At 62.0% G+C, this 21,735-nt stretch carries 15 protein-coding genes; 3 read left to right on the forward strand and 12 right to left on the reverse strand.

The features are described from left to right. Positions 1-140 precede the first annotated feature (140 nt). A complete protein-coding gene (locus ACILSO_RS15850) occupies positions 141-1,001 on the reverse strand; it encodes an AraC family transcriptional regulator (protein ID WP_395738404.1) in 861 nt (286 codons plus the stop codon). A 162-nt stretch (positions 1,002-1,163) separates the two neighbouring features. Here ACILSO_RS15850 and ACILSO_RS15855 point away from each other — a divergent pair, with 162 nt between their 5' ends. Genes ACILSO_RS15855 through ACILSO_RS15865 form a run of 3 tightly spaced genes read left to right on the forward strand, consistent with a single transcriptional unit; the run spans position 1,164 to position 5,043 of the window. Next, entirely contained in the window at positions 1,164-1,475 is a 312-nt protein-coding gene (locus tag ACILSO_RS15855; RefSeq protein WP_395738405.1) for an FmdB family zinc ribbon protein, read from the forward strand. 29 nt (positions 1,476-1,504) lie between these two features. After that, the gene (locus ACILSO_RS15860) at positions 1,505-2,077 is read left to right on the forward strand and encodes a hypothetical protein (protein ID WP_395738406.1); all 573 of its coding nucleotides are present in this window, start codon (positions 1,505-1,507) and stop codon (positions 2,075-2,077) included. Beyond that, the gene (locus ACILSO_RS15865) at positions 2,074-5,043 is read left to right on the forward strand and encodes a hypothetical protein (protein WP_395738407.1); all 2,970 of its coding nucleotides are present in this window, start codon (positions 2,074-2,076) and stop codon (positions 5,041-5,043) included. Before ACILSO_RS15860 ends, ACILSO_RS15865 begins: the two co-directional genes overlap by 4 nt. A gap of 584 nt (positions 5,044-5,627) precedes the next feature. On the opposite strand, the gene ACILSO_RS15870 is transcribed toward ACILSO_RS15865, so the two are convergent. The 11 genes from ACILSO_RS15870 to ACILSO_RS15920 form a co-directional block, all read right to left on the reverse strand. After that, complete coding sequence (locus tag ACILSO_RS15870; RefSeq protein ID WP_395738408.1) at positions 5,628-6,350, reverse strand: hypothetical protein; 723 nt, start codon at positions 6,348-6,350, stop codon at positions 5,628-5,630. A 255-nt stretch (positions 6,351-6,605) separates the two neighbouring features. Beyond that, a complete protein-coding gene (locus ACILSO_RS15875; RefSeq protein WP_395738409.1) occupies positions 6,606-7,169 on the reverse strand; it encodes a YqgE/AlgH family protein in 564 nt (187 codons plus the stop codon). Between the two features lie 492 nt (positions 7,170-7,661). Continuing rightward, positions 7,662-9,023 carry a Gfo/Idh/MocA family protein gene (locus ACILSO_RS15880; protein ID WP_395738410.1) on the reverse strand — a complete coding sequence of 454 codons (1,362 nt, stop codon included), beginning with the start codon at positions 9,021-9,023 and terminating at the stop codon, positions 7,662-7,664. A 352-nt stretch (positions 9,024-9,375) separates the two neighbouring features. Next, entirely contained in the window at positions 9,376-12,090 is a 2,715-nt protein-coding gene (locus ACILSO_RS15885) for a VWA domain-containing protein (protein ID WP_395738411.1), read from the reverse strand. Further along, positions 12,087-13,856 (reverse strand): BatA and WFA domain-containing protein, encoded by a 1,770-nt coding sequence (locus ACILSO_RS15890; protein ID WP_395738412.1) that lies wholly within the window; start codon positions 13,854-13,856, stop codon positions 12,087-12,089. Before ACILSO_RS15890 ends, ACILSO_RS15885 begins: the two co-directional genes overlap by 4 nt. Further along, on the reverse strand, positions 13,853-14,737 hold the full coding sequence (locus ACILSO_RS15895; protein ID WP_395738413.1) for a DUF58 domain-containing protein: 885 nt from the start codon (positions 14,735-14,737) through the stop codon (positions 13,853-13,855). The genes ACILSO_RS15890 and ACILSO_RS15895 overlap by 4 nt, the downstream gene beginning before the upstream one ends. Further along, on the reverse strand, positions 14,724-16,208 hold the full coding sequence (locus tag ACILSO_RS15900; protein WP_395738414.1) for a hypothetical protein: 1,485 nt from the start codon (positions 16,206-16,208) through the stop codon (positions 14,724-14,726). The genes ACILSO_RS15895 and ACILSO_RS15900 overlap by 14 nt, the downstream gene beginning before the upstream one ends. A 2-nt stretch (positions 16,209-16,210) precedes the next feature. Continuing rightward, entirely contained in the window at positions 16,211-17,668 is a 1,458-nt protein-coding gene (locus tag ACILSO_RS15905) for a hypothetical protein (protein ID WP_395738415.1), read from the reverse strand. A 61-nt stretch (positions 17,669-17,729) separates the two neighbouring features. Beyond that, complete coding sequence (locus ACILSO_RS15910) at positions 17,730-18,788, reverse strand: ABC transporter ATP-binding protein (RefSeq protein ID WP_395738416.1); 1,059 nt, start codon at positions 18,786-18,788, stop codon at positions 17,730-17,732. Between the two features lie 18 nt (positions 18,789-18,806). Next, the gene (locus ACILSO_RS15915; protein ID WP_395738417.1) at positions 18,807-20,582 is read right to left on the reverse strand and encodes a hypothetical protein; all 1,776 of its coding nucleotides are present in this window, start codon (positions 20,580-20,582) and stop codon (positions 18,807-18,809) included. Then, on the reverse strand, positions 20,579-21,595 hold the full coding sequence (locus tag ACILSO_RS15920) for an AAA family ATPase (protein ID WP_395738418.1): 1,017 nt from the start codon (positions 21,593-21,595) through the stop codon (positions 20,579-20,581). Before ACILSO_RS15920 ends, ACILSO_RS15915 begins: the two co-directional genes overlap by 4 nt. Positions 21,596-21,735: the final 140 nt, after the last annotated feature.

Consider the following 21,735-nt stretch of genomic DNA (forward strand, 5'->3'; position numbering starts at 1 on the left):
CGCTGCGATTCTCCGGCGGGGATCTTGGAGAATCGTGAGTCAGGGGCGGGGAGAGGGAACCTGCTCCCGAATCGTTGGGTTTTTCGGGCACTGGAAAGCTGGCGGGAGCGCTGGGCTCTTCTCGCGGAGCGAGAAGACTACTATGGCTGCTTCTCCTGGTCGCGGAACTGGGTGGGGGTGAGCTTGGTCATTTTTTTGAAGTCTTTGGAGAAGAAGAACTGGTCGTGGTAGCCGACCTGGCGGGCGATTTCTTTGACGGGGTCGTCGGACTCGATGAGGCGGCGTTTGGCCTGATTGATGCGCTCGCGGCGGAGCCAGTCGATGGGGCTGGTGCCGATGGCGGATTTGAACTGGCGGCTGAAGTGGCTCTCGCTCATGCCGCTGAGCTGGGCGAGCTCGATGACGCGCATGGGCAGGTGGAAGTAAAGGCGCATGCGCTCAAGGGCCTTCGATACTGCGGAGGGTAGCTCGGGCTGGACGAGGCCGGGCTCAGAGAGACGCACGTGGAAGGCGAGGCCGATGATGGCGGCGACGGCGGCGCTGGCGAGTGCGGCATCGCTGGGACGGGTGCCGCTCATGTATTGGAAAGCGCGCTCGAACTCCTGGCGGATGGCCTGCTCATTGATGCCTTCGAGCACGGGCTGGGAGCGGACCTGGAGGAGCTCGGCGATGCGGTCGAGGGAGCGGCCTTCAATGCGCATCCAGTAGAGCTCCCAGGGGTCTTTTTTGGCGGCGCCGTAAAGATGGGGGTGGTGGCAGTTCACCCAGAGGAGGGCGCCGGGGCCGACTTCATGGCGTTTGCCCGCGACCTGGACCCAGCCGCGACCTTTGAGGCAGAGAATCAGCTCGTGGCCGGGGTAGGTTTCCCGCTCGATGCGGTGCTCGAACCCGGCCTTCAAATGGCCTGCGCGCACCACGGAATAAAACAAATCGCGCTGCCAGTCGGCGGGCGTGGCGTAAAGATTCGTCATGAAGACGGTTTCTTGGAACAGCGTGGCCATGGCCGGATAATACATCGCACACCGGGCAGGTGTCGAGCATAGAATGCTGGAGGATGGAAGCAGGGAGGGGGAAAATCCTTTTGCAGCAGAGGGTGCAAAGCGGCATACTCACTCCCTGCTGCGCCCATCTGCAAAACGGCGCGGGCTTATTTCAAAACCATCATGCCAACTTACGAATACGAATGCCAGACTTGCGGTCATCAGTTTGAGGCCAAACAGTCGATGAAGGATCCGCACCTCACGGACTGCCCGAAGGAGGGCTGTCCGGGACCGGTGAAGAGGAAGATTGGACTGGGCTCAGGCTTCATTTTCAAGGGAAACGGCTTTTACATCACCGACTACCGGAGTGACTCGTACAAGGCGGCGGCGAAGAAAGATTCTGAAAGCGCTTCTTCCTCGAGCAGTTCAACGACGGCTGCCGCGCCTGCGGCGAGCACGCCGGCACCCGCGAAGCCAGCGGGTACTTCCGCCTGAGTTTGCCACCCTTTTCCACTCCAAACGCCGTGATTCGACATCTGTTCCAGACTTTGCGGCTGCTCGGGATCAGCATGCTGGCGGGAGCGGCGTGGGTGGCGCACCGGCCGGCGGAAACGCCGAAGATTCTTGCGTCTCAATCCGCAAAGACGGAGGACCTGGTGGACACGCTGAGGCAGGCGGCGATCAAGCGGGCGGCGGTGATCGAGATCAGTGAAGCGGACATCAACCGGTATCTGGCGACGACGCTGAATGGCAAGATCGACGGGATGCTGGGGGGATGGGTGACCTTTGATGGAGCGCGCCTCGACCTGGAACCGGACCGCGCGCGGCTGTATGTGATGTGGAAGATCCACGGGCATACGAGGACCGCCAGCGTGGACCTGGCCGTGAGGCGGGACGGGAATCATTTTCAGGTGGATCTGCTGAGCGGCGCGTATGGACACCTGCAAATGCCGCGGGGCATGATGAGGCCGATCTACCCTTCCCTGCGTGCGCTGGCGGAGGCGCTGGACCCGGAAATACGGGCGCTGTTTCAGATGACGCAGATCACCCTCGACAAGGACAAGCTCGTGCTTGATTCCCGCTTTCCCACAGCATGAAACGCCGCTTACCAATCATCCGAGGAGGAGTGCTCTCGCTTATCTATGTACCATGCATGGCGATGGGGCAGGCGACGGTGCCACCGCTGACGCAGGCGCAGAAGGAAGCAGCGGCAGCCATCGAGGCTCCGAAGACCTTCATGGTGCCGCCGGTGCCGGGGCAACTGCAAAACAGTGGACCGCCTGCGCCGGCGAATGTGCCGGTGCCGTCGTCACCTGCGCCTGGACCTGCACAGGCACCCATGCCAGGGGCTCCGGCAGGCGTCCCAGCGCCGGCGGCGACTGTACCGCCAGGGGTGGTGCCGTCTGAAAGCTCCCTGAGCAAGATGCAGGCGCTGGAGGCGGTGACGCAGAAGCCCGCGGTGACCGAGGTGCCGCGGGTGGCGTCTCCTTCGGAGAAAGCACCTGTGACGAGCTCCACCAGCACGAGCAGGCAGTTCGTCGTGCACGGGAAGGTGTTTGAGACGCGCAGCGCGATGTCCACACGGTGCGAGGAGATCGCCCAGGAAGTGCGGAAGGTGCTCAATGACAAGGAGCCGTGGGTGCTGCCGATCGTGGTGCTGCTGAACACCGGGGAGGCAGCCGCGAAGGCGCAGGGGCCGGCGATCTCGACCACGGTGTCTGAGCTGACGTTTGGAGGCTTTCACCTGCAGGTGACGGTGAATGAACAGCCGGGAATGAATGTGGCGGACCTGCGCAAGGAAGTGGTGCGCGCGCTGCTGGCGGAGCGCATTCTGCGCAACCACCAGAAGATGGAGATACCGAAAGGGCGGCTGATGCTGCCCGACTGGATTTTGACGGGCGTGCTGCATGCGATGGACTACCGCGCCACGACGAGCCCGAGCGCGGTGTTTGCCTCGCTGTTCCGCAGCGGCAAGGTTTATGGCATTGAGGAAATCATCGAGGCCTCTCCGACGGAAATGGACGGGCTGTCTCGAACGATTTATGACACCTCGTGCAGCGCGCTGGTGCTGGCGCTGGTGGACCAGCCCAACGGGCCGGAACATCTGAACAAGTTTCTCAACTCGCTGGCGGTGGACCCACGGTCGGAGCGGGAGCTGCTGAGCGCGGCCTTTCCGGGCTTTGCGGCATCGGCTTCGAGCCTGAACAAGTGGTGGTCTCTGCAGCTGGCATCGCTGGCGAAGCCGGGCGTGGCCGAACCGCTCACTGCGGCGGAGAGTTTGAAGGCGATCGAAGAAGCCATCACGATCCAATACGAAGCGCTGCCCGCCGATGTGCCGAAGAACGTGAAGATGCATCCGTTTGTGCTGCCCGCGCCGCTGCAGGTGGTGGATGCGCCTGCACCGGCGGCGCATGCCAGCCAATCGTCTGCCAATGCGGCTGCCAAGCCCAAGGCGAAGGGGAACAGCACGGCTGAAACCAAGGACAAGGAGAAGGAGACAGAGGCGACGAGTGAGGAAGATGGCAAACCGAAGCGCAGCCTGCTGAGGCGTCTGCTGTTTCTCGGTGATGGCAGCCCCAAGGAGGGCGAAGGCAAGACGGCTGACAAGGAAGCTTCAGCGGCTGACGCAGAGAAGTCGAGGTCCAAGATGGAGAGCCTGGCAAAGGCTGCGGAAAGCGCCGCAGCCGCAGAGAAGGATGCGAAGGCACAGGAGGAGAAGAAGCCGGGCTTCATGGGCCGGCTGTTTGGCGGGGGCGGCGAAGCCAGCGCCAAGAAGGAGCCTGAAAAGGAAGCCGCAGCAGCGCCTGCGACTGAGAAGCCGAAGACCAAAACGGAGAGCGTCACCAAAGCTGCCGAAAAGCCCGCGGAATCTGCCGCTGCCGCTTCCACGGCTGTGGCTGAGAAAGAGGCGAAGGCCGAAGAAGAGAAGAAGCCCGGGTTCATGGGGCGTCTGTTTGGCGCTGGCACGGGAGAGAAGAAGGTGTCTGAAAAGGAGGCTGCGGCGGCCGTGGAGAAGCCCAAGACGAAGGTGACGGAAAATTCTGCAGCGCCTGCGGCGAAGACTGCGACAACGGAGAAGTCCAAGCCGAAGGCGAAAGCGGAGACCAAGAAGGAACCGGTGGAGACCAAGGAACCGGAGCCGCCGAAGGAAGAAAAGAAGCCGACGAAGCTGAATCCGATGAACTGGTTCCGCGGCGGCAAGAAACCGGCGGACGAGACGCCGAAGGAGGAAGCGGACAAGCCTGCGACGAAGGACAAACAGGCGCTGGCGGAGCCGCCGACAGCCTTTGATGTGGCGCGCTTGATCTCCCCGGTGCTGGCAGATGCCTGGCAACTGCTGGCGCCCGACGCACCGCGCCCGACTGCGGAGCCGCTGTTTGACTTCCGCAAGCGCAAGCCCAAGCCGGAAGAGGAGCCGAAGGTGGAACCCAAGGAGGAGAAAAAGCCCGCGCCTGCCGCCGATGAGAAGCCTGCTGCCAAGAAGAGCAGCAAGCCGCGGAGCACGAATCCGAACTCCAAACCGGTGGCGAAGACGAAGAGTGCTGAATCTGACAAACCCCGCACGACGAATCCAAATGCGAAGCCTGCCACGGCGGAACAGATCAAGTCGCTGCCACCTTCAACCACCGCAGGCACGGCCTCTCCGCTGGTGCCGGTGAGTCTGCCGCTGGAGGAGTATCAGCGCATTCTGAAGCATCCGGACCGCACCAAAATACTGGCCGAAAACGTGGCTGCGCTGCGTGCGCTGGAGCTGCGGGTGAGCGTGCTGTTTCGCCCGGTGGTGAGAGGTTATCTCGTGGCGGTGCTGGACATTGAGGCGGGCCGCACGAAGGACATGGAGAAGCGGCTGGTGACGCTGCATGAGTTTGCGCTGATCGCGTATCAGAAGTCGATCGCGGTGCGTGACTATCTGGACTGGTTTGAGGCGAGCGAGAGCGGCGGGCTGTCGCGGAAGTTTGACAACTACCTGAACCTGCCGGAAACGATCAAAAAAGAACTGCCGCCGCGGACGGATCCGATCTCGAAGTATCTGGATGCGATTGACAGGGAGTTTTCGAAGTAGGGGGGCGGAGGTGGGAAGTGGAGTTGGCCGCAAAAAGGCGCAAAGAGTCGCAAAAGATTTGGAGCTGCTTTTTGTGGGGCTTTGCGGTTACTTCGAAGATTGGATGGAGGAGACAGGGTAACGAAAATTAGAGGTGAAAAAAATCTTTGAAGAGAGTCTAAGGTGTCGTTCGCTGCGACGAATGGTTGGCATCACGGTCACACAAATATCTCACCAGCCAACTCGCTCAAATGATCTCGAAACTCCGTGAATGCGATGTTGGTGTCCTTGCCAGCATGTCTCCGATACCAACTCCTCAATCCAGGACGCAACTCATGCGACAGCAAAAGACTGATAATCTCCTGAATCTTGGCACTCTACTCGCCCTCTATCAGCCGAAACCAACCGTAAACATCCATCAAAGCGAAGACCGGCTGCGCCTCGTCGGTCAAATCAGCAATGTGCAAGGCCATGACTCGCTTGTAAGCCTTCTCAACATCTGGATGCTGAAATGTCATCGCGCGAGTAATGCCTAACGTCGAGGTGTGGCACCGGCTACCGGGAGCGCCACTCCGCAACAGGGTCAAGGGTTGCAGTCAAGAGAGTCATTTCGGCTCGGGACGGGTAGCCGGTTGTCCACCACCGTCTTGTTCGCCTTCCTGTTTCTTTGGAGGGGAATCGGTCTTTTCTGGCTCCTTGTATTCAAGACTTTGTATTAGAACTGCACTACCTCCGTAAAGATCCTTTTGCGCTTCAGTTCCCCACTCGGCATCTATCTGCTTCGGGACTATCTTACCGGGCCAGTATCTTCGAATCAACTCTGCTTCCTTGGTGGACTGCGCCTCGATACACTTGAGAACCTCGGAGTAATCTCGAATGGCAGCTCCCGCCTCTGTGTAAATCCACTTCGCGGGTTCATCAGCGTAAAACACTGGACAGTTCCAAAAATGCGGCAGGAAGATGTAAAGTCCGTCAGTCTCAGGAAACGTATTCTCTGCGATTGTTGCCAAAACCAAAACATCACGCTTCCTAACCACCGCACTATTGAGGTCCATCTGGTCCGTTCTACCTTTGTGATCAATTGATGTCACAGTGACGAGGTCACCAACCGATAGCGGACCTTTAATGCGCTTATCTATTCGAAACTGCACGGTTGTCAGCCAACGATCACCAATGAGGTGCGAAACGACCACTTTCTGCGGCACACCAACAAAGCTTAAGGACGCTTGATGCGACAACCATTCTGGTGTGGCGCCGAAGGAAAGTGCAGCCACAAGACGCCCTGAACAAAGAGCGATCATGATGGCAGCAAGAAAGAGTGCGCGCATGGGACAATTTATTGTCGAACCATTGGACGGCCAACAAATTTGTCGAGTACGTGAATCCTATCATAGGCGACAGATTTGTTGGGCAAAGAACGACCGTGACGCCAAACACATCCAGCCTAGCAGCGGTGGGCCATTCAAGCCTGGCGTGAATGCAGTAACGAAAAGGCTGGCAGCAAAGGGAGCGTTTCCAGAGCGGCATCGGAGTGCCCCGTTCTTCGCTAAAGCTTCGAAGGGCAGGCGGCGCTCCCGGGGCGATTAGTTCAAGCCAACGTCTTCGGGGATGCCGGCGATCATTTGATAGACGGGGCCCATGTCTTTGAGGATGGCGGACCACATCTGGGTGGGTTTCTCGACGGTGAGAACGAGGGGGCGGGCACTGGTGGTGATCCAGGAGCGGACTTCGAGTTCGCTTTCGAGCTGACCACCGCTCCAGCCGGAATAACCGACGAAGCCGCGGACGTCATGGCCGAGGCTGAGGGCGTGGAGGGCATCGGCGACGGAGAGATGGGTCTGGCAGCGGAGGGTGCGGCGGCGTTTGTTCCAGTGGAGGGCGGCAAAGGCGAGCTTGTCTGTGGAGACGGGGCCGCCCATGAAGACCTGGACTTCGCCGAGGGGGCCGAGATCCTGGTCGGGGAGGAGATCGGCGACGCACTGCTCGAGAGGGCGGTTGAGGATGTAGCCGAAGGCACCGTCCTTGGCTGTGTGAGCCGCCATGAAAACCACGGAACGGGCAAAATTGGAGTCGCGCATGGCCGGTGAGGCGAGCAGGAGGCTTCCGCTGAGGGAAGACGACGATTCGTTCGTGTTTTCCGAGTTCATATAGTGTGTCTGACGCAATAATTACGCCAGCCACTCAATTAGCGCATGGAAAAGTTTGGGGGAAGTGGAGGGGAGGTTGACGGTGGCTGAACGGTTGTTGACGGTGGTTTACGGTTGTTGGGGATGGGCAGTGGAGTGCTTGGGGAGAAATGGAGGCGCGGGGAGACGTGATTAAAGCTACTCATTGCACGTTATCGCGATGGGCTGTGGAGCAGCGATATCGAGGGTCTGCGGCGGCAAGGCGGTGAGATGCTGCTGGAGGACGCGGTGTGATCAAGAACGCCCTGGCTTTGCTCCGGCTGCGTATGTGAATGAAAGTAGCAGCCCCTGCGAAAGTTTGTGGAACCAGGATGGTCCCACTCGTGCCGGACCGTCGCCACGCGCATGCCTTGGCGAAAAGCCAGGACGGCGTGGGACGTACGAAAGCGCCGGAGGGCCGGCGCACTCCAGGACGCAGAGCGTTGGCGAGGGGAATGAAGAGCGCTGCGGCGATCAGGCGGCGGGGACTTCGAAGCCTTTGCGGTAGGTTTTGGTGAGGAGGGCGTCGGCTTCGGGGGCGTTGGGGAACCGCAAGTTCGAAGCGTCCCATTCGAGGACTTTGTTGGCTTCTTCCATGCGGCCGGTGACGGGGTCGATCTTGGGGATGGCGAGGCGGGTGGCGACGTTGCCGAGCTGGACGGTTTCAGCGAGGGGGCCGGCGTAGTGGAAGCCGTCGCTGGTCTTGGTGCCGGCGAGGCAGGCGTCCACCCAGGTGTGCCAGTGGCTGCGGCCTTCTTCTTTGGGATATTTGAAACCGGTGAACTTGTCGAGCGGGTAGAGGCGCGGGCCGGCGACGTGGGCGAGAACCATGGTGCCGCCTTCGCCGATGAAGATGGAGCCGCTGCCTGGGAGATCGACGTCTCCAGGCATCTGCGCGAGCTTGTGGCTGGGCTTGAGGCCGCCGTCCATCCAGGTGAGTTTCATGGTCTTGCCGGCAGTGTACTGGGTGCCGGGGAAGACGTAGTTGATGGTCTCATGGGTGGGCCAGATCTGATTGTTGATGCCGCTGTTTTTGGCGTGGACGCTGATGGGGGCGGTGAGATCGAGCGCGGTGAAGACGGGGTCCATGATGTGGCAGCCGAAGTCGCCGAGGCCGCCGCCGCCGAAGTCCTGCCAGTCGCGCCAGATGAAGGGATGGTAGGAGGGGGCGTATTCGCGCATGGGCGCGGCACCGATCCAGAGATCCCAGTTCAGATTGGCGGGGACGGGAGCGGAAGGAGGCGGCTGGAACATGCGGGTGCGCTCGTTGCCCGTGACGCCGACCCAGGAATAGACTTCTTTGATTTTGCCAATGGCGCCTTCCTTGATGAGGCGGGTGCCCATGCGGTACTCGATGGAGGAGTGGATCTGATTTCCCATCTGAGTGACGAGGTTTTTCTTCTCGGCCCAGAGGCGCATCTGGCGGGCCTCCCAGACGGTGTGGGCGAGGGGCTTCTGGCAGTAGACGTGCTTGCCTTTCTGCATGGCGGCCACGGCCACGGGGGCGTGCATGTGATCGGGGATGCCAACGGTGACGGCGTCAAGGCCATCGCCGAGGGTGCTGAACATCTCGCGGTAGTCGGAGAAGTGTTTCACGCCGGGGAACTCTTTGTCGGCTTTGTCGAAGCGGTTGGCATCGACATCGCAGAAGCCGACGAACTTCACGGCGGCGTGGGAGCCGACGTTGTGGAGATCGCTGTAGCCCATGCCATTGACGCCGACGCAGGCGACCTGGAGCTTGCTGTTGAGGTTCTGGCCGCGAACGAAGGCGGGGAAGGCGGCGGCTGCGGAGGCGAGGGTGGAGTTCTTGAGGAAGGAGCGACGCGAGGTGGTCATGAGGAGCGGCGGTGGAGTGGAATGTCTCCGAACGTACGGTGTGAAGCCGGGGTGTTTGTCTCGAAAGGCGAAGAAGGGCAGTTTAGTATTATGAGCGGTTGGAAAAGCGTGTGGATTGGGGAAGGTGGGCGAATTCAGAAGGACAAAAAGGACGGAAGGGACAGAAAGGGCGTGGGGTGTCACGATAACCCGGTTTGTCTGTGTGAGCGCTGCCAGACCGCACATGGAATGTGCGGACCACTTCACGCTGGGTGGTTGTCACAGGCTGAGAGACGTGTCCATTCTTCGCACTACATGCTTCGAAGGGCACGCGGGCTATCGCCACATCCATCCCACGACTTCGGCATAAACCTCAGCGTTTCTTCGCGCGCTGGAAGCGGTTTTGGCGTTCTTCGGCGGAGGCTTGGGTGATCTTGGGTTCTGCGGGGGTGGCAGGGGTTTGGGTCTCTTCGGGCTGCGGGGCCTGATTGAGGCGCTGCTGATGTTGCAGGGCTTCCTGAGTGGGCTTGGCGGGTTTGGGGCGGGGCTTGAGTTCGGCGCGGGCGAGCTGGGGGAGCTTCCAGCCGGTGCGGGTGACGAAGGCTTCGAAGAGCATGAGGAGAAGCGCGGCGATGAGGAGCCAGAGGCCGAGATCGGTAAAGCGGGGGATGGTGGGGCTGCGCCAGGCCTGGCTCATTTCGAGAAGTTCGCGGCCGCCGCTGGTCTGGGAGACGCGACGGAGTTCTTCGACGCGGGCTTCATCGAAGGCCCACTCGGTGCTGGTGCCGACGATGGTGGGACCGAAGCTGATGGACTGGCCGCCGACCTGCACCGCTCCGCGGACCATTTCGCCTTCGGGGAGTTCAACGCTAGTCTGGAAATGACCGGGTGCGACACGCTCCCAGGCAAGCTCGTGCGAGCCTTCGGCACGGAGGCCGTGCGCGAGGACAACGCGGGGGGCTTTGGCGCGCAGCTTTGGCTCCCATGCGTCATCGTAGAGGAGATCGAGCGTGAGGGTGTTTCCATCGAGGCGATGGCGCACGCCGATGCCTGGAGGAAGGGCCTCGCCCATGAGCCAGCGGACCTGGGTCTGGAGGAAGTCGCCGTATTTGGGCCAGGCGCGGACGCGCTGGGAATGCTCGCCGCCGAGGGGAAAGCTGAGTGCCGCGGTGCGACCGGTGCCGCGAGGGCCAAAGGCGACGAGGGGGGCGGTGTATTCGTCCTGCGTGATAAGGGCCTGGCTGGCCCAGTCGCGCAGGTAGCTGAGATTGAAGCCGTCCACTTCTTTGGGCCAGTCCATGGTCTGGCTGCTGATCTCAAACCAGCCGCCGGCGGCCTTGGTGCCGACGGGTTCGGCGATGAAGGCGCTGCGCGCGACGGCGACGGTTTCCTGACTGAAGATGCTGGGGAGCTCCTCGGCTTTGTCGGTGTAAAAGATGCGGCCTTTGCCGAGCTTGGCGATGTCGTCGAGGAGCCAGGCATCGGGATCGCTGCGGGTGCCGAGGGCGATGACGCTAACGGTGCCGCCATTGTGGGTGATTTCGTCGATCAGGGTTTTGTAGGCATCTGGCTGCTCGGAGTCCGCGGCATCTGAAAAGAGAATGATGTGGCGCTGGCCGACGGGTGCGGTTTTGAGCTGATCCCAGGCGGCCTTGAGGCCATTGTAAACATAGATGCCACCACCGGTGCTTTCGATGCGGCGGACGGCGCTCTCCATTTTGTCGCGGTTGGGGCCGACCTGCTGGAGGGGGACCATTTCATGGGCTTCGCTGTCCACGGCGTAAACGGCGAGAAGATCCTGCGGGCCGAGGAAGCGGATGGCATTGGCCGCGCCTTCATCGGCAAGGGACATCTTGGTGAAGCCATGCTGCACGGTCATGCTCATGGAGCCGCTGCGGTCCATGACGATGGCCATGGCGACCATGAGCTTGCGATGCTCCTGCTTCATTTCGAGGGAGACGGGGAGCAGTGGATCGAGCGGTGACTCGAAATAGCCGCCTGCGGCGAAGCTCTGCTTGCCACCGGCCATGAGGACGCTGCCGCCCTGCTCGCGCACATAGAAGTCCATGGCGGGGAGGAACTCGGAGGGCAGCTCGAAGGCGGGGACGTTGTTGAAGATGACGCACTTCACGCCGGCAAGCTGGCCGGGGCGGAGGGAGTGGAGATCGGTGACGGTCTCGACGGTGAAGCCCTGGCGCTGGAGGGTCTCGGCGACGGGGTCGCTGGTGTATTTGGTGAGCAGCAGAACGCGGGGACCACCTGCGATCTCGATCATGGCTTCATGGCGGTTGTTGCCACGATGCGCGTCTTTTTCCGGCTGAATGAGAGCTTCGTAATGCGCGACGCCGGCGGTGGGAAGGCGATCGGTGAAGCGGATGAGGCCGCTGCCGAGCTGAACATTGACGTCGCTGGTTTTGATCTCATGACCATTGCGCAGGAGAGTGACCGGCACCTTGCCGTCCGAGGTGCCGCGGATCTCGACCTCGATGAGGAAAGGCTCGCCAAGCTGAGCGCGGGAGGGGATTTTCAAGGCGGAGACGCGGAAGTCGGTGGTCTCGCTCTCACGGGCAAGGCGGTAGTCGAGCTCGACGCCCTGCTGGGTGAGCTTTGAGGCAAGGCCTGTGAGTGGCTCGGTGGAGTAACCGTCAGTGATGGCAAGGATGCGGGCGGGTCTGCCGGCCCCTTCGCGCTGGGCGAAGGCGAGGGCCTGGGTGACGGCCTGGGCGGTGCGTGTCTGGGTCTGATTGCGGGCGTAGAGTTCAGCGCCTTCCGCGCCGCGCTTCATGACTTCCGCGGCGTAGTTGAGATAGAAGATGCGGTCCTGCGGGCCGCGGCCTTTTTCGAGCAGTTTTTCCCATTCGGGGAGCCCCTTGGCCATGGGATGTTCGGCGGAAGTGGAGCTGTCGAGCAGGACCCAGAGGTCCACGCCATCGGCAAGGCGGCGCAGCTGGGGCTGAGCAAGGGCGACCGTGATGAGGAGGAGCAGGAGCAGGCGCAGAGGACGCCAGAGAGAGAGGCGCGGCAGGAACCAGCCTGCGAGAAGCAGGACTGGAAGAAGAGCGAACCATTCTGGATGGCGGAAGATCATGCGCCGGCGGCCTCCTTGAGTTCGCGTTTGGAAATGGTGAACCACCAGCTGCCGAGGAGGAGAAGGAGCAGGAGGACGAGCCAGAGACGCCAGTTGGGGTCGGCCTCGTGGAGGGTCTCGACTTGCATGGCTTTGACCTTGGAGAGTTCATCGAAAGGCTTGGCCTGAGTGAGGTCTGCCTCGCGGGTGTCTGCGAAATGGGCTGCACCGGAAAGGAGGAGCGAGTCGCCCTGACGGATGGTGAACTGACCAGGCTTTGCAGGGGCGCGGAGAAGGCGGGCCTGGGAGAGGGGGATCTCCTGGGTGCCTAGTTTTAACGGAGCCGCTTCTGCATCATGGCGATGGGCGATGTGGAGCTGCTGCCGCACATCGAAATTGGCGGCTTCGGGTGCGAGCTTGTCTTCGCGGAGGCCTTCGAGGAAGCGATGGAGTAGGACGGCGAATGCGGGCAGCTTGCGGGCATTGGAAGTTTCGAGATCGAACTGGCAGATCAACTGGCGGCCGCCGGCGGGCATCGTGCGGAGGACGATGAGGGGACGCTCGCCCTGCCAAAGGAGGACGCGATCCTGAGACTGACGAGGCATGGCCTTTGACTCGCGCACGAGAAGGCCCTGCCAGTTCAATCCTTCCACGAGTGGATGGGGCTCGGCAACGATGCTGCCTTTGAGATAAGGAGCGGAGGCGTCTGCCGGGGCCTGGAAGAAGCAGCCATGGCGCTGCTCCGGAAGAGCGAAGCCGGGGGTCATCACGGCGGCGACGAGGTCAGAATCTCCAGGCATGCTGACGATGCGCAGATGGGCGTAGCGGCTGAACAAGTCTGCGAGGAAGGGTGTCTTCCCTTCGAACGGACAGAGGGTGAGGACCTTGGGCTGCGGACGGACGAGCGGGAGGTCGTTGTCGAGAAGCAGGGCGTCATCGCTGAGGCGCAGAGTGATCTGCTGGATCTCGCCTGCGGGGAAAGGTCCGGAGAGGGTTTGTGTTTCGCTGGGCGCGAGTTTGAGCGTTTTGAGCGGAGACTCCACGCCGCCGGCGAGTGCACGCCACTGGCGCTCCTGCACGACAGGGCTGTAGTTTTTTACCAGAGCATGCCAGAGCCACTGCCCGTCTTTTTCCTCCACGGTGACTCCAGCCCACCCGACGTTGTCTGTGGGCTGACCGACAGAGATGACCTGCGCGGCGAAGAGGGGCGGAGCGGAGAGAGGGTGATCAGTGATGAGGACGACGACGCCCTGAGAACCGACGAGACCACGAGCGACGCGCAATGCGGGGGTGAAATCGTGCACGCCGAGGAGCGGCTCCCATTGAGCGAGGGACTGACGAAGCTCTCCGGGCATGGTGCCGTGGTAGAGGCTCGGGGCTTCGGGGTCTGAAGAGAGGAGTGTGAGCTCGGCGCGTGCAAGCGGGCCTTCGAGGAGGCCGAGGACTTCGTTCACGGCCTGCGATGCCGGCTCGCGAAAGGCCTGCATGCTGGCGGAGGAGTCCATGACGATGGCGATGCGCTGAACGGCATCCTGCTTGAGCCAGCGGGGCTGCACGAGGAGCCAGGTGAGGAGGAGCACCATGAGAAGCTGCAGCCAGAAGGGAATGGAGGTGCGCAGGCGCTCGAAGCGGCTGCCGGTGCGGCTTTCCCGCTTCATCTGCTGAAGCAGGAAGAGGGTGGTGGCGGGCACACGGCGATTGCGCCGCTGGAGGAAGTGGATGGCGATGATGGCAGGGAGACCGAGCAGCGCCCACAGACCCCAGGTATTGGCGAGAGTGAAGTTCATGCGGTTTCCACAGCTCCACTGGGGATGCCTTCAAGCTGAAGTGCTTTTTGAAAATCGGACTCGGCAGAGACGCGGGCGAGGGCGATGCCGTGCTTTTGTGCGGTGGCTTTCCACAGCTCGAAATGACGGCGGTAGGCGGCCTCGTAGCGCTGGAGCAACGCGGCCTCGACACGGTGCTCGTGAGGAAGGCCGGTTTCGGGATCGATGAACTCGTAGTTGCCGTCCCAGCCGGGGTCGGCCTCCTCGCGGGCCTGAGGAGCGAAGACGATGCCGCGGCCGTTGCGGGAGCTGAGACAAGCGAGGACGGATTCGGGTTCGGTGGGAAAGAGGAGATCGCTCACCAGGATGCGCATGGCACCGGCACGAAGCGGGAGGCGATTGAGCACCGGAGTGACGGGGGTGGAATGCAGGGCGCTGACGCGTCCGGACCACTGGCCGCTGAGAATGACCTCGGGCTCCAGAAGCTGATGGTCCGCGCCGGCAATGGCGTAGCAGCGCAGCGTGGCGCCGGATTGCAGGGCGGACTCTACGGAATAAGCGAACAACTCCAGCGCACGCTGCTCCTTGGCAGGAAAGGCAAACATGGAGGCGGAGACATCAAAGATGACATCGACGAGGGGGCGGACCTCCTCGCGATAGAGCTTCATGGAGTAGGTGCCGGTGCGGGCGTAGGCCTGCCAGTTGATCTGGCGGGGGTCATCGCCCGGGAGGTAGAGGCGATGGTCCTGGAAGTCGAGACTGCTGCCGGTGCCGCCGCCCATGAACTCGCCGGCATGGCCGCGCCAGCGCTGCTGGCGGAAGGGGAGCTTCAGCACGCGTGCCCAGCCGCGGGCGCGGGCGTGCAGAGAACGGAGGGCGGTGGCATCCTCAAGCAGCGTCATGGGTGCGGGAGGCTGGTTCAAGTGCGGCGAGACGCTGAGCCTCGCGCTCGAGCGTGGTGTAGGCGGAGGCGTTCAGACGGGCACGGACGAGTGCGGCGAGCATCCAGAGCGAGCTGCAACCAGCGGCAACGAGGAGGAACTTGTCCCTGATGCTGTAATTGATGCTCTCCATGCCAAACAGAGCGGTGATGGGAGTGACGATGCCGAAGACGCCGAAATCCCTGGCATCCACGGCGTGGAGAAAGGTGGTCATCATGATGCCAAAAATGACGGACACGAGCTGCCAGACCCACCAGTTGGCAAACATGTTGGAGCGATTGATGCGGATGATGACAGGCACGAATGATGCGGAGAACATGCAGAGCATGAACAGGGGGGGGCCGTCGTCCCAGTCCCAGTGGCGGCTGCGAAGGGTGATGATCGAGATGAGGAGCATGGCCATGCCACTCAGGATGGCCGCAAACCAGACGCCGGAAACCCAGCCGGGATGAAGGACTTGGGCCGCAAGGCGCTCAAGAGGGCGGCGCCGTGCGGGAAAAGCGAGGGCATTGGGGAAGCGGGGCATCTCCTCGGTCATGACGTCCATGCAGACGATGAAGGTGAGGAACATGAGGGGAATGAAGGCCCACATGGCGACCTCGGAGTCCTTGTTGAAACAGGCCAGGAGCAGGCCGGTGATGAGCAGGGCACCATGCGCAGCCAGGGCGACGAGGCGCTTGCGCGTGCTGTGGTTTTCCGAGGGCGGGGCAATGCGGGAGGAACCGAGGGCCAGGAAGTAATACACGGCATAAACGACCACCGCCAGAACGCCACCAATGATGCCGAACTGCTCCCAGAAGGAGAGCAAGAAGAACTCGCGCAGCATGGTGTCCGCCTCTGAGGCGGACACGAGGTAGGCGGTAAAAAAGGCCAGGGGCATGGCGCCCGCGCCAATGCAGAGCGTGAGAAAGATGCGAAGCACGAGGGAGGCCTGGGACGAAAAGGCCAGCAAGCCAGCGGTGATGAGGCCGGAACCCAGCAGCAGAACGCACAGGGCCATCACTTCACGCAGGATCTCCACGCCACCGAAGAAGTAGCGCGCCACCATGTAGGGGAGGATGGAACCGGCGACGAGAAGCGACTGCCCGCAAAGCGCCGCCCATTTCCCAGACAGAATGCGAAACGAAGGAATGGAGGTGAGGGTGAGCATGTCCAAGGTGCCGTCCGCAGCCTCTGAATGGAGAGCACCGAAGCCGCGCAGAGGCAGAACCACCAGGAGCATGAGTCCGGCGATGCCCCAGAAAATGCCGTTCACCGCCTCGACCGGCACATCCAGCGTGGCGGTGACCAACAGCAGAATGATGAAGGTGTGGAACAGAATGAGCGCCGAAGTGAAGAAGCGGGTGCGCAGCCCCTGGCGCAGTTCTTTGACGACGATGGGGCTGAAGCGGTCGCTGAAATCACGCAGCAGAGGCAGAGAGATCGTGCTCATAATCAGCTGGCGGCGCCTCCTTTCAAACCATGAACCATGCGCCAGGCTTCCTGACGGGCGGCACGGGTGTGACGCCAGGCAAAGACTGCGAGGAAAAAAAGCAGCACCGGCCAGAAAAGAGCAGCACAGGAGCCGAACTCGAGGAAAGCGGATTTGTCAGCGGCCTGGGCGGTGGCATAACCCATGGGCACCAGCTCTGGCAAAGCGCAGGCGAACCATGCGGTGCCACCCTTCAAGACAAACGGCTGGAGCAGGAGCCCGCCGAACAACATGATGAGCACACTGGCCATGAGCCAGAAGATCAGGAAGGGCGGCAGGAGATCGCGTGCATTGCGGGTGGAGAAGAGCTGAACGAGAACAGCGATCAACCAGGTGCTGGCGGCGCTGACACCCACGAGCTGGGCTTCCGCGAGACTGCGGGTGAAACCCACCTGCAGTGCAAAGAGACTGGTGATCAGCACGGTGTAAACAAATCCCGTGACCCAGCCGGGCGCGAACAGCCAGAGGGCCACGCGGCCAGGCAGGCCACGCCGATAAAAGGCGGCGTAGACCGATGGGATCTCGTTCACGCGTTCGGTGAGGGCATCGACCATGATGAGTGAGAGCACCGTGGAGGTGATGATGGCCAGGGGACCGCTCAATCCTGTGAACCAGCCCAGAAGGATCAGCAGCAGCAGCACGACGAGATGCACGGAGCGTTTGACCACGCTGAGGAGCGACGAAGCAGGAGCGATGCGGGTGGCAGCGAGACTGAGGAAGAAGAAAATCGTCCAAGCGGCCAGGCCCACCAGCAGCGAGATGACACCGCTTTCTCCCGAACTGCCTGATGTGGAAATAACGGAGAACACGGCGGTGCTGGAACTCAGGCCACGGCTCATGCGTGAGATCATGAAAAAGGAAGCCGCGCCACAACCGCCGATGAGCAGAGGCAGACCGACGACGACCGCCCGCAGCCAGAACTGACGCTGGGTGGAGAGAGCCACGATCACGGCGGCAAGCACGATGCCAATGACCCATTTGTAAAAGAGAACGGCGATCTCCTCGAACAAGTCCAGCCCGCCGAAGACGAAACGCGCCACCACGTAGGGAAGCACGCTGAGGGCGATGAGCAGGGACTGGGAGGCGATGGCGGCCCACTTGCCGAAGATGATGCGACCGGCGGAGAGGCTGGTGAGCACGAGCATGTCCAGCGTGCCCGCCTTCAGTTCATCCGCCACGGCGGAGAAGCCGCGCAGGGGTATGATGATGCAAAGAACCAGGGTGATGATGCCGTCAAACCAGTCGCTGACCACGGAGGCATTTTGCGCGCCGCCGCTCATGAGCGTGAACAGGATGAGCAGGACATGCAACGTGAGCATGACACCGCCGAACAACCGCGTGCGCATCCCCTGACGCAGCTCCTTCACCACCATGGGCGAGAGACGGTCCGGGAAGTCGGTGATGGCGAGGGCGGAGGTCATGAACTGGATGGCCGCAAAGAGGCGCAAAAAATCGCAAAAAAGGGATTGGAGTGCTGATGCTTCATCTTGCGTCTTCTGCGTTTTTTTGCGGCGGAAGAGGCGGGGGCTGGGCTTGGGATTTGAGGGTGCCTTTGTCGATCTGGCCGAGCATGTCGATGAAGGCGTCTTCGAGGCGGCGCTCTTCGCGGTGGTAGTCGAAGACGGGGAGGCCGTCCTGAATCATGCGGTTGAGGACACCGGCAAGGGTGGCTTCATCCGTGGCCTGGACGCGGAGGCGGGCGCCGCGCTTGGTCTCTTCCTCGATTTTGATGAGGGGTGCGGTGAGGGCCCACTCGATGAGTTTGGCGGGGTCTCCGGAGATCTGGACATTGATGAGGGTTTCCGCAGCGGCCTCCGAACCGCGGAGCATGCTTTCGGCATCGCCATGATGAACGATGCGGCCTTTGTCGATGAAGAGGAGGCTGTCGCACATCTCGCCGAGTTCGCTGAGGATGTGGGAGCTGATGAGGATGGTCTTGCCCTCCTGGGCGAGGATGCGGATGAGGCTTTTGAGCTCCACGCGGGCTTTTGGGTCCAGGCCTGCGGCGGGTTCATCGAGGATGAGGATCTGGGGATCGTGCAGCAGGGAGCGTCCGAGGCAGAGACGCTGGGTCTGGCCCTTGGACATCTTGTTGCTCATGCGATCCGCGAGCGGCGTAAGGTCGGTGAAGTCCATGACCTCCTGGATGCGGCGGAGACGGTCCTCCCCTTTGAAACCGAGGGCGCGGGCGTAGAAGTCGAGGTATTCAAGCACGGTCATGTGCTCGTAGGTGCCAAAGGCGTCCGGCATCCAGCCGAGGAGGCGGCGCACCTTGGTGGGATGATGCACGACGTTGTGACCGCCGATGCAGACCTGGCCGCTGCCGGGAGAATCGAGCGTGGCCATGATGCGCATGGTGGTGGTCTTTCCAGCACCATTGGCGCCGACAAAGCCGACGACCTGGCCGTGATTGATCTGGAAGGAGACGCCATCCACCGCCTTCAGAGAGCCGAAGCTGCGATGCAGATCGTCAACAACGACGGCAGGCTGGCTGCGGTCCATCTCAGGGACATGCGCGGGGGACGAAGCAGACGATGACATGAAGATGAGGAGAGGGGTTCAAGGCTGAGTCACCGGCCCAAAGACGACGACATGATCATCCACCCAGCGAATGGAGGAAAGGGTGTCGAGAGTGAAGTCCGGGGCCTGATGTGCCCGGGCGACGAAGAAGGAGCGGCGGGCCTTGCAAGCGTCCGCAAGCTGGGAGCGGAGGCTGTCCACCGCAGGCTTGAGGGCGGCCTCCCGCCAGAGACGCAGGGAGCTGTCGTCCGCCTGGACCAGCGTGGCGCTCCGGCCTGTGGCGAGGGGTTTCTCAAGCCGCCAGTGCGCGCCGGCGGCATCGGTGTAAAACAATTCGTCCACCGTGAAGCCGAGGGCGGAGATCAAGGTGGGAGGAGCATCCGCGGCGGCGCCGGCCTTGAGCTCCAGACGTGCGCGAGTGGAGACCGCAGCACGCAGGACCTGGCCCTGCTCGGCCCGGCTTTGGAAGAAATTGCCCCGGCGTGCGCGGCCTTCCTGAGTGAGGTTGGCAGGCTGGCCGGTGCTCTGGTCCTTGAGCTTCACCCAGGGGGTGTCCGGCATGGAGAGAGGCTCGACGAGAGCAGGCTGCTTCATTTCAAAGCCGGCGCTGAGCAAGACCCCGGTGCGGCTGACCTGCTCCTGAGTGACATAAGCAGCGGCATCCGCAGGCTCGAGATCGATCGCGACGAAACGTCTGCCCATGCCGCCGGTGCCGTCCTGAACGAGGATGAGGATGACCATGACCACGCTGGCCCCGAGGGAGAGCAAAGGCGTGGTGATGAAGAGCTTGTGGCGCTTCCCCGCGGGAGCCAGCACGAAGAGATTGACCGGACCGACGAGGAGGCCAAAGACGACGAGAAAGACGATGACCTGCCAGGAAGCAAAGCTGCGCAGGCCGAGCAGTGTGAGCAGAGGCCAGCGGGTGCCCACGGTATGATCCGAGGTGAGGGAGGAGATGCGCATAGCACCACCCCAGTAACGGCCAACCGTGGCGGAGGCAGGCAGGGATTTGCCATCCCAGGTCAGGATTTTGATCTGCCCCAGGGAGGTGGACTGCTCCTCCGGGAGGCCCAGCGAGGAGGCTGTAAGTCCGGAGGTGAGGAAGACATGAAGATTGCCACCCAGACGCACCCACTCCATGAGCGCGCGCTGTACGGCGGGCTTCAGCTTCTGCCAGTCCGTGCCGCTGAGAAGGATGAAATCAAAACCGCTGAAGCCGAGCCATGAATCCGGCAGGTCCGCGGCATCAAAGCGGCTGCCAAAGGTGAGGCTGCCGCCGTAATAACGGCTGCCTGAGTGCATGCGCGACTCCAGTTCTTTGTTGAGCTGGGAGATGCTGAACTCTGCCAGAGTCTCGCTGAGGGCCACCGCGGGGAAGGACTCATTGCGGTTGTCGTGGTCAAATTTGGGCTGTGTATCGAATCCAGTGCCGGAGAACTCCACCCTCATGGAGCGGCTGCAGCTACCGTGATTGCCATAGCCCAGGGCCAGCGGCACCAAAAACATGGCGGACTGGGTGGAGCGGGCGGGCACATCCAGAGCGAAGCTGCTGTTGTGCTCGTTATGCAGGCGGTAGTGCTCGGTCTGGGAATGAAAGGCGAAACCCCAGCGTGCATTCCGCGCAGTGCCATTGGTGGCCACGATGCGCATGGGCGCATACCCAGAAGCGGGGAGAGGATCAAAGACGCTGCGGACCTGGAGCCGCGTGCCCGTGCGAGGATCAAGCTCGTCATTGACGATGTTTTTCTGCGCCTGAACGGGTGCGGCGGCCATGAGGCCCGCCATGCACAGCAGGTGGAGATGAAGAGACTTCATGCCGCCTCCTTCAAGGTGCGTGGTGTGGCGAGATTTTGCACCGGGACCTCCTCCAAAATAGCGCGCACCACGCCTGCGCTGGTTTTTCCATCCATGCGTGCGGTGTAGTCCAGCAGCACGCGGTGATTTAGCACTGGCAGCGCGAGGGCCTGGACGTCTTCGAAGCTGGCGTTTGGCCGGCCATGCATGAGCGCACGCGCCTTTGAAGCGGCGGCGAGGCTGAGGGCGGCACGCGGGCTGGCGCCGTAGCGCACGCCCTGCGCGGCCTTGGACTGGCCGGGATGAGTGGCGTCCACCAGACGGGCGATGTAGTCTGCCACGATCTCCGGAAGGAAGATGCGCCGCGCGGTGGCCTGAATGAGAGCGAAGGTCTCGCGAGTGATGACCGAAGCGACCTGAGGCTCGACGCCGAGTTCGCGCTGAGTGACGATCTTCGCGAGCGTCTCAGCGGAATTGCGCAGCACCTCGAGCTTGAAGAGAAAGCGGTCCACCTGGGCCTCCGGAAGAGGATAGGTGCCTTCGAGTTCAATGGGGTTCTGCGTGGCGAGCACGAAGAAGGGGTCTGGGAGCGTGTGTGTCTGCCCGAGGACGGTGACGCGGCGCTCCTGCATGGCCTCAAGGAGTGCGGACTGGGTTTTCGGCGAGGCGCGATTGATTTCGTCCGCGAGAAGAAGATTGGTGAAAACGGGGCCGGGCTGAAACACGAACTCGCGTTTGCCATCCACCTCCTGCAGCACCGGATTTCCCGTGATGTCTCCGGGCAGGAGATCGGGGGTGAACTGCACGCGGCGGGTGGTGAGATTCAGCGCCTTGGAGAGACCTTTGACGAGTTCCGTTTTGCCGAGGCCGGGCAAACCTTCGAGCAGCACATGGCCGCGGGCGATGACGCCGCAGAGCACAAGCTCGATGAGTTCACTCTGGCCGAAGAGCACTTCGTTCAAGGTCCGCCGCAAAGCATCGACGGGTAGGGAAGCTGTCTGAATTTCTGAGGCTGAAGCGTAGGCGTCGGTCATTCATCCGACTAAAACAAGAACCATGGCCGGAAGTCGAGATGAAATCTGCGCTTCACGTACATTTCACAGAGGGGAGTTACAAAACGAGGCGATGTTTGTTTTGTAGCACGGTGGAATGCTGAAGCGGCGCGGGCGATACA

The organism is Prosthecobacter sp., assembly GCF_044226605.1.
Classification (GTDB): domain Bacteria; phylum Verrucomicrobiota; class Verrucomicrobiia; order Verrucomicrobiales; family Verrucomicrobiaceae; genus Prosthecobacter.

Bases quoted from the DNA above. Each gene is read 5' to 3' on its own strand.
- ACILSO_RS15900 (WP_395738414.1), bottom strand. From the start codon at position 16,208: ATGAGCACGATCTCTCTGCCTCTGCTGCGTGATTTCAGCGACCGCTTC.
- ACILSO_RS15850 (WP_395738404.1), bottom strand. From the start codon at position 1,001: ATGGCCACGCTGTTCCAAGAAACCGTCTTCATGACGAATCTTTACGCC.
- ACILSO_RS15920 (WP_395738418.1), bottom strand. From the start codon at position 21,595: ATGACCGACGCCTACGCTTCAGCCTCAGAAATTCAGACAGCTTCCCTA.
- ACILSO_RS15910 (WP_395738416.1), bottom strand. From the start codon at position 18,788: ATGTCATCGTCTGCTTCGTCCCCCGCGCATGTCCCTGAGATGGACCGC.
- ACILSO_RS15870 (WP_395738408.1), bottom strand. From the start codon at position 6,350: ATGCGCGCACTCTTTCTTGCTGCCATCATGATCGCTCTTTGTTCAGGG.
- ACILSO_RS15905 (WP_395738415.1), bottom strand. From the start codon at position 17,668: ATGACCTCCGCCCTCGCCATCACCGACTTCCCGGACCGTCTCTCGCCC.
- ACILSO_RS15865 (WP_395738407.1), top strand. From the start codon at position 2,074: ATGAAACGCCGCTTACCAATCATCCGAGGAGGAGTGCTCTCGCTTATC.
- ACILSO_RS15855 (WP_395738405.1), top strand. From the start codon at position 1,164: ATGCCAACTTACGAATACGAATGCCAGACTTGCGGTCATCAGTTTGAG.
- ACILSO_RS15875 (WP_395738409.1), bottom strand. From the start codon at position 7,169: ATGAACTCGGAAAACACGAACGAATCGTCGTCTTCCCTCAGCGGAAGC.
- ACILSO_RS15885 (WP_395738411.1), bottom strand. From the start codon at position 12,090: ATGATCTTCCGCCATCCAGAATGGTTCGCTCTTCTTCCAGTCCTGCTT.
- ACILSO_RS15915 (WP_395738417.1), bottom strand. From the start codon at position 20,582: ATGAAGTCTCTTCATCTCCACCTGCTGTGCATGGCGGGCCTCATGGCC.
- ACILSO_RS15895 (WP_395738413.1), bottom strand. From the start codon at position 14,737: ATGACGCTGCTTGAGGATGCCACCGCCCTCCGTTCTCTGCACGCCCGC.
- ACILSO_RS15890 (WP_395738412.1), bottom strand. From the start codon at position 13,856: ATGAACTTCACTCTCGCCAATACCTGGGGTCTGTGGGCGCTGCTCGGT.
- ACILSO_RS15880 (WP_395738410.1), bottom strand. From the start codon at position 9,023: ATGACCACCTCGCGTCGCTCCTTCCTCAAGAACTCCACCCTCGCCTCC.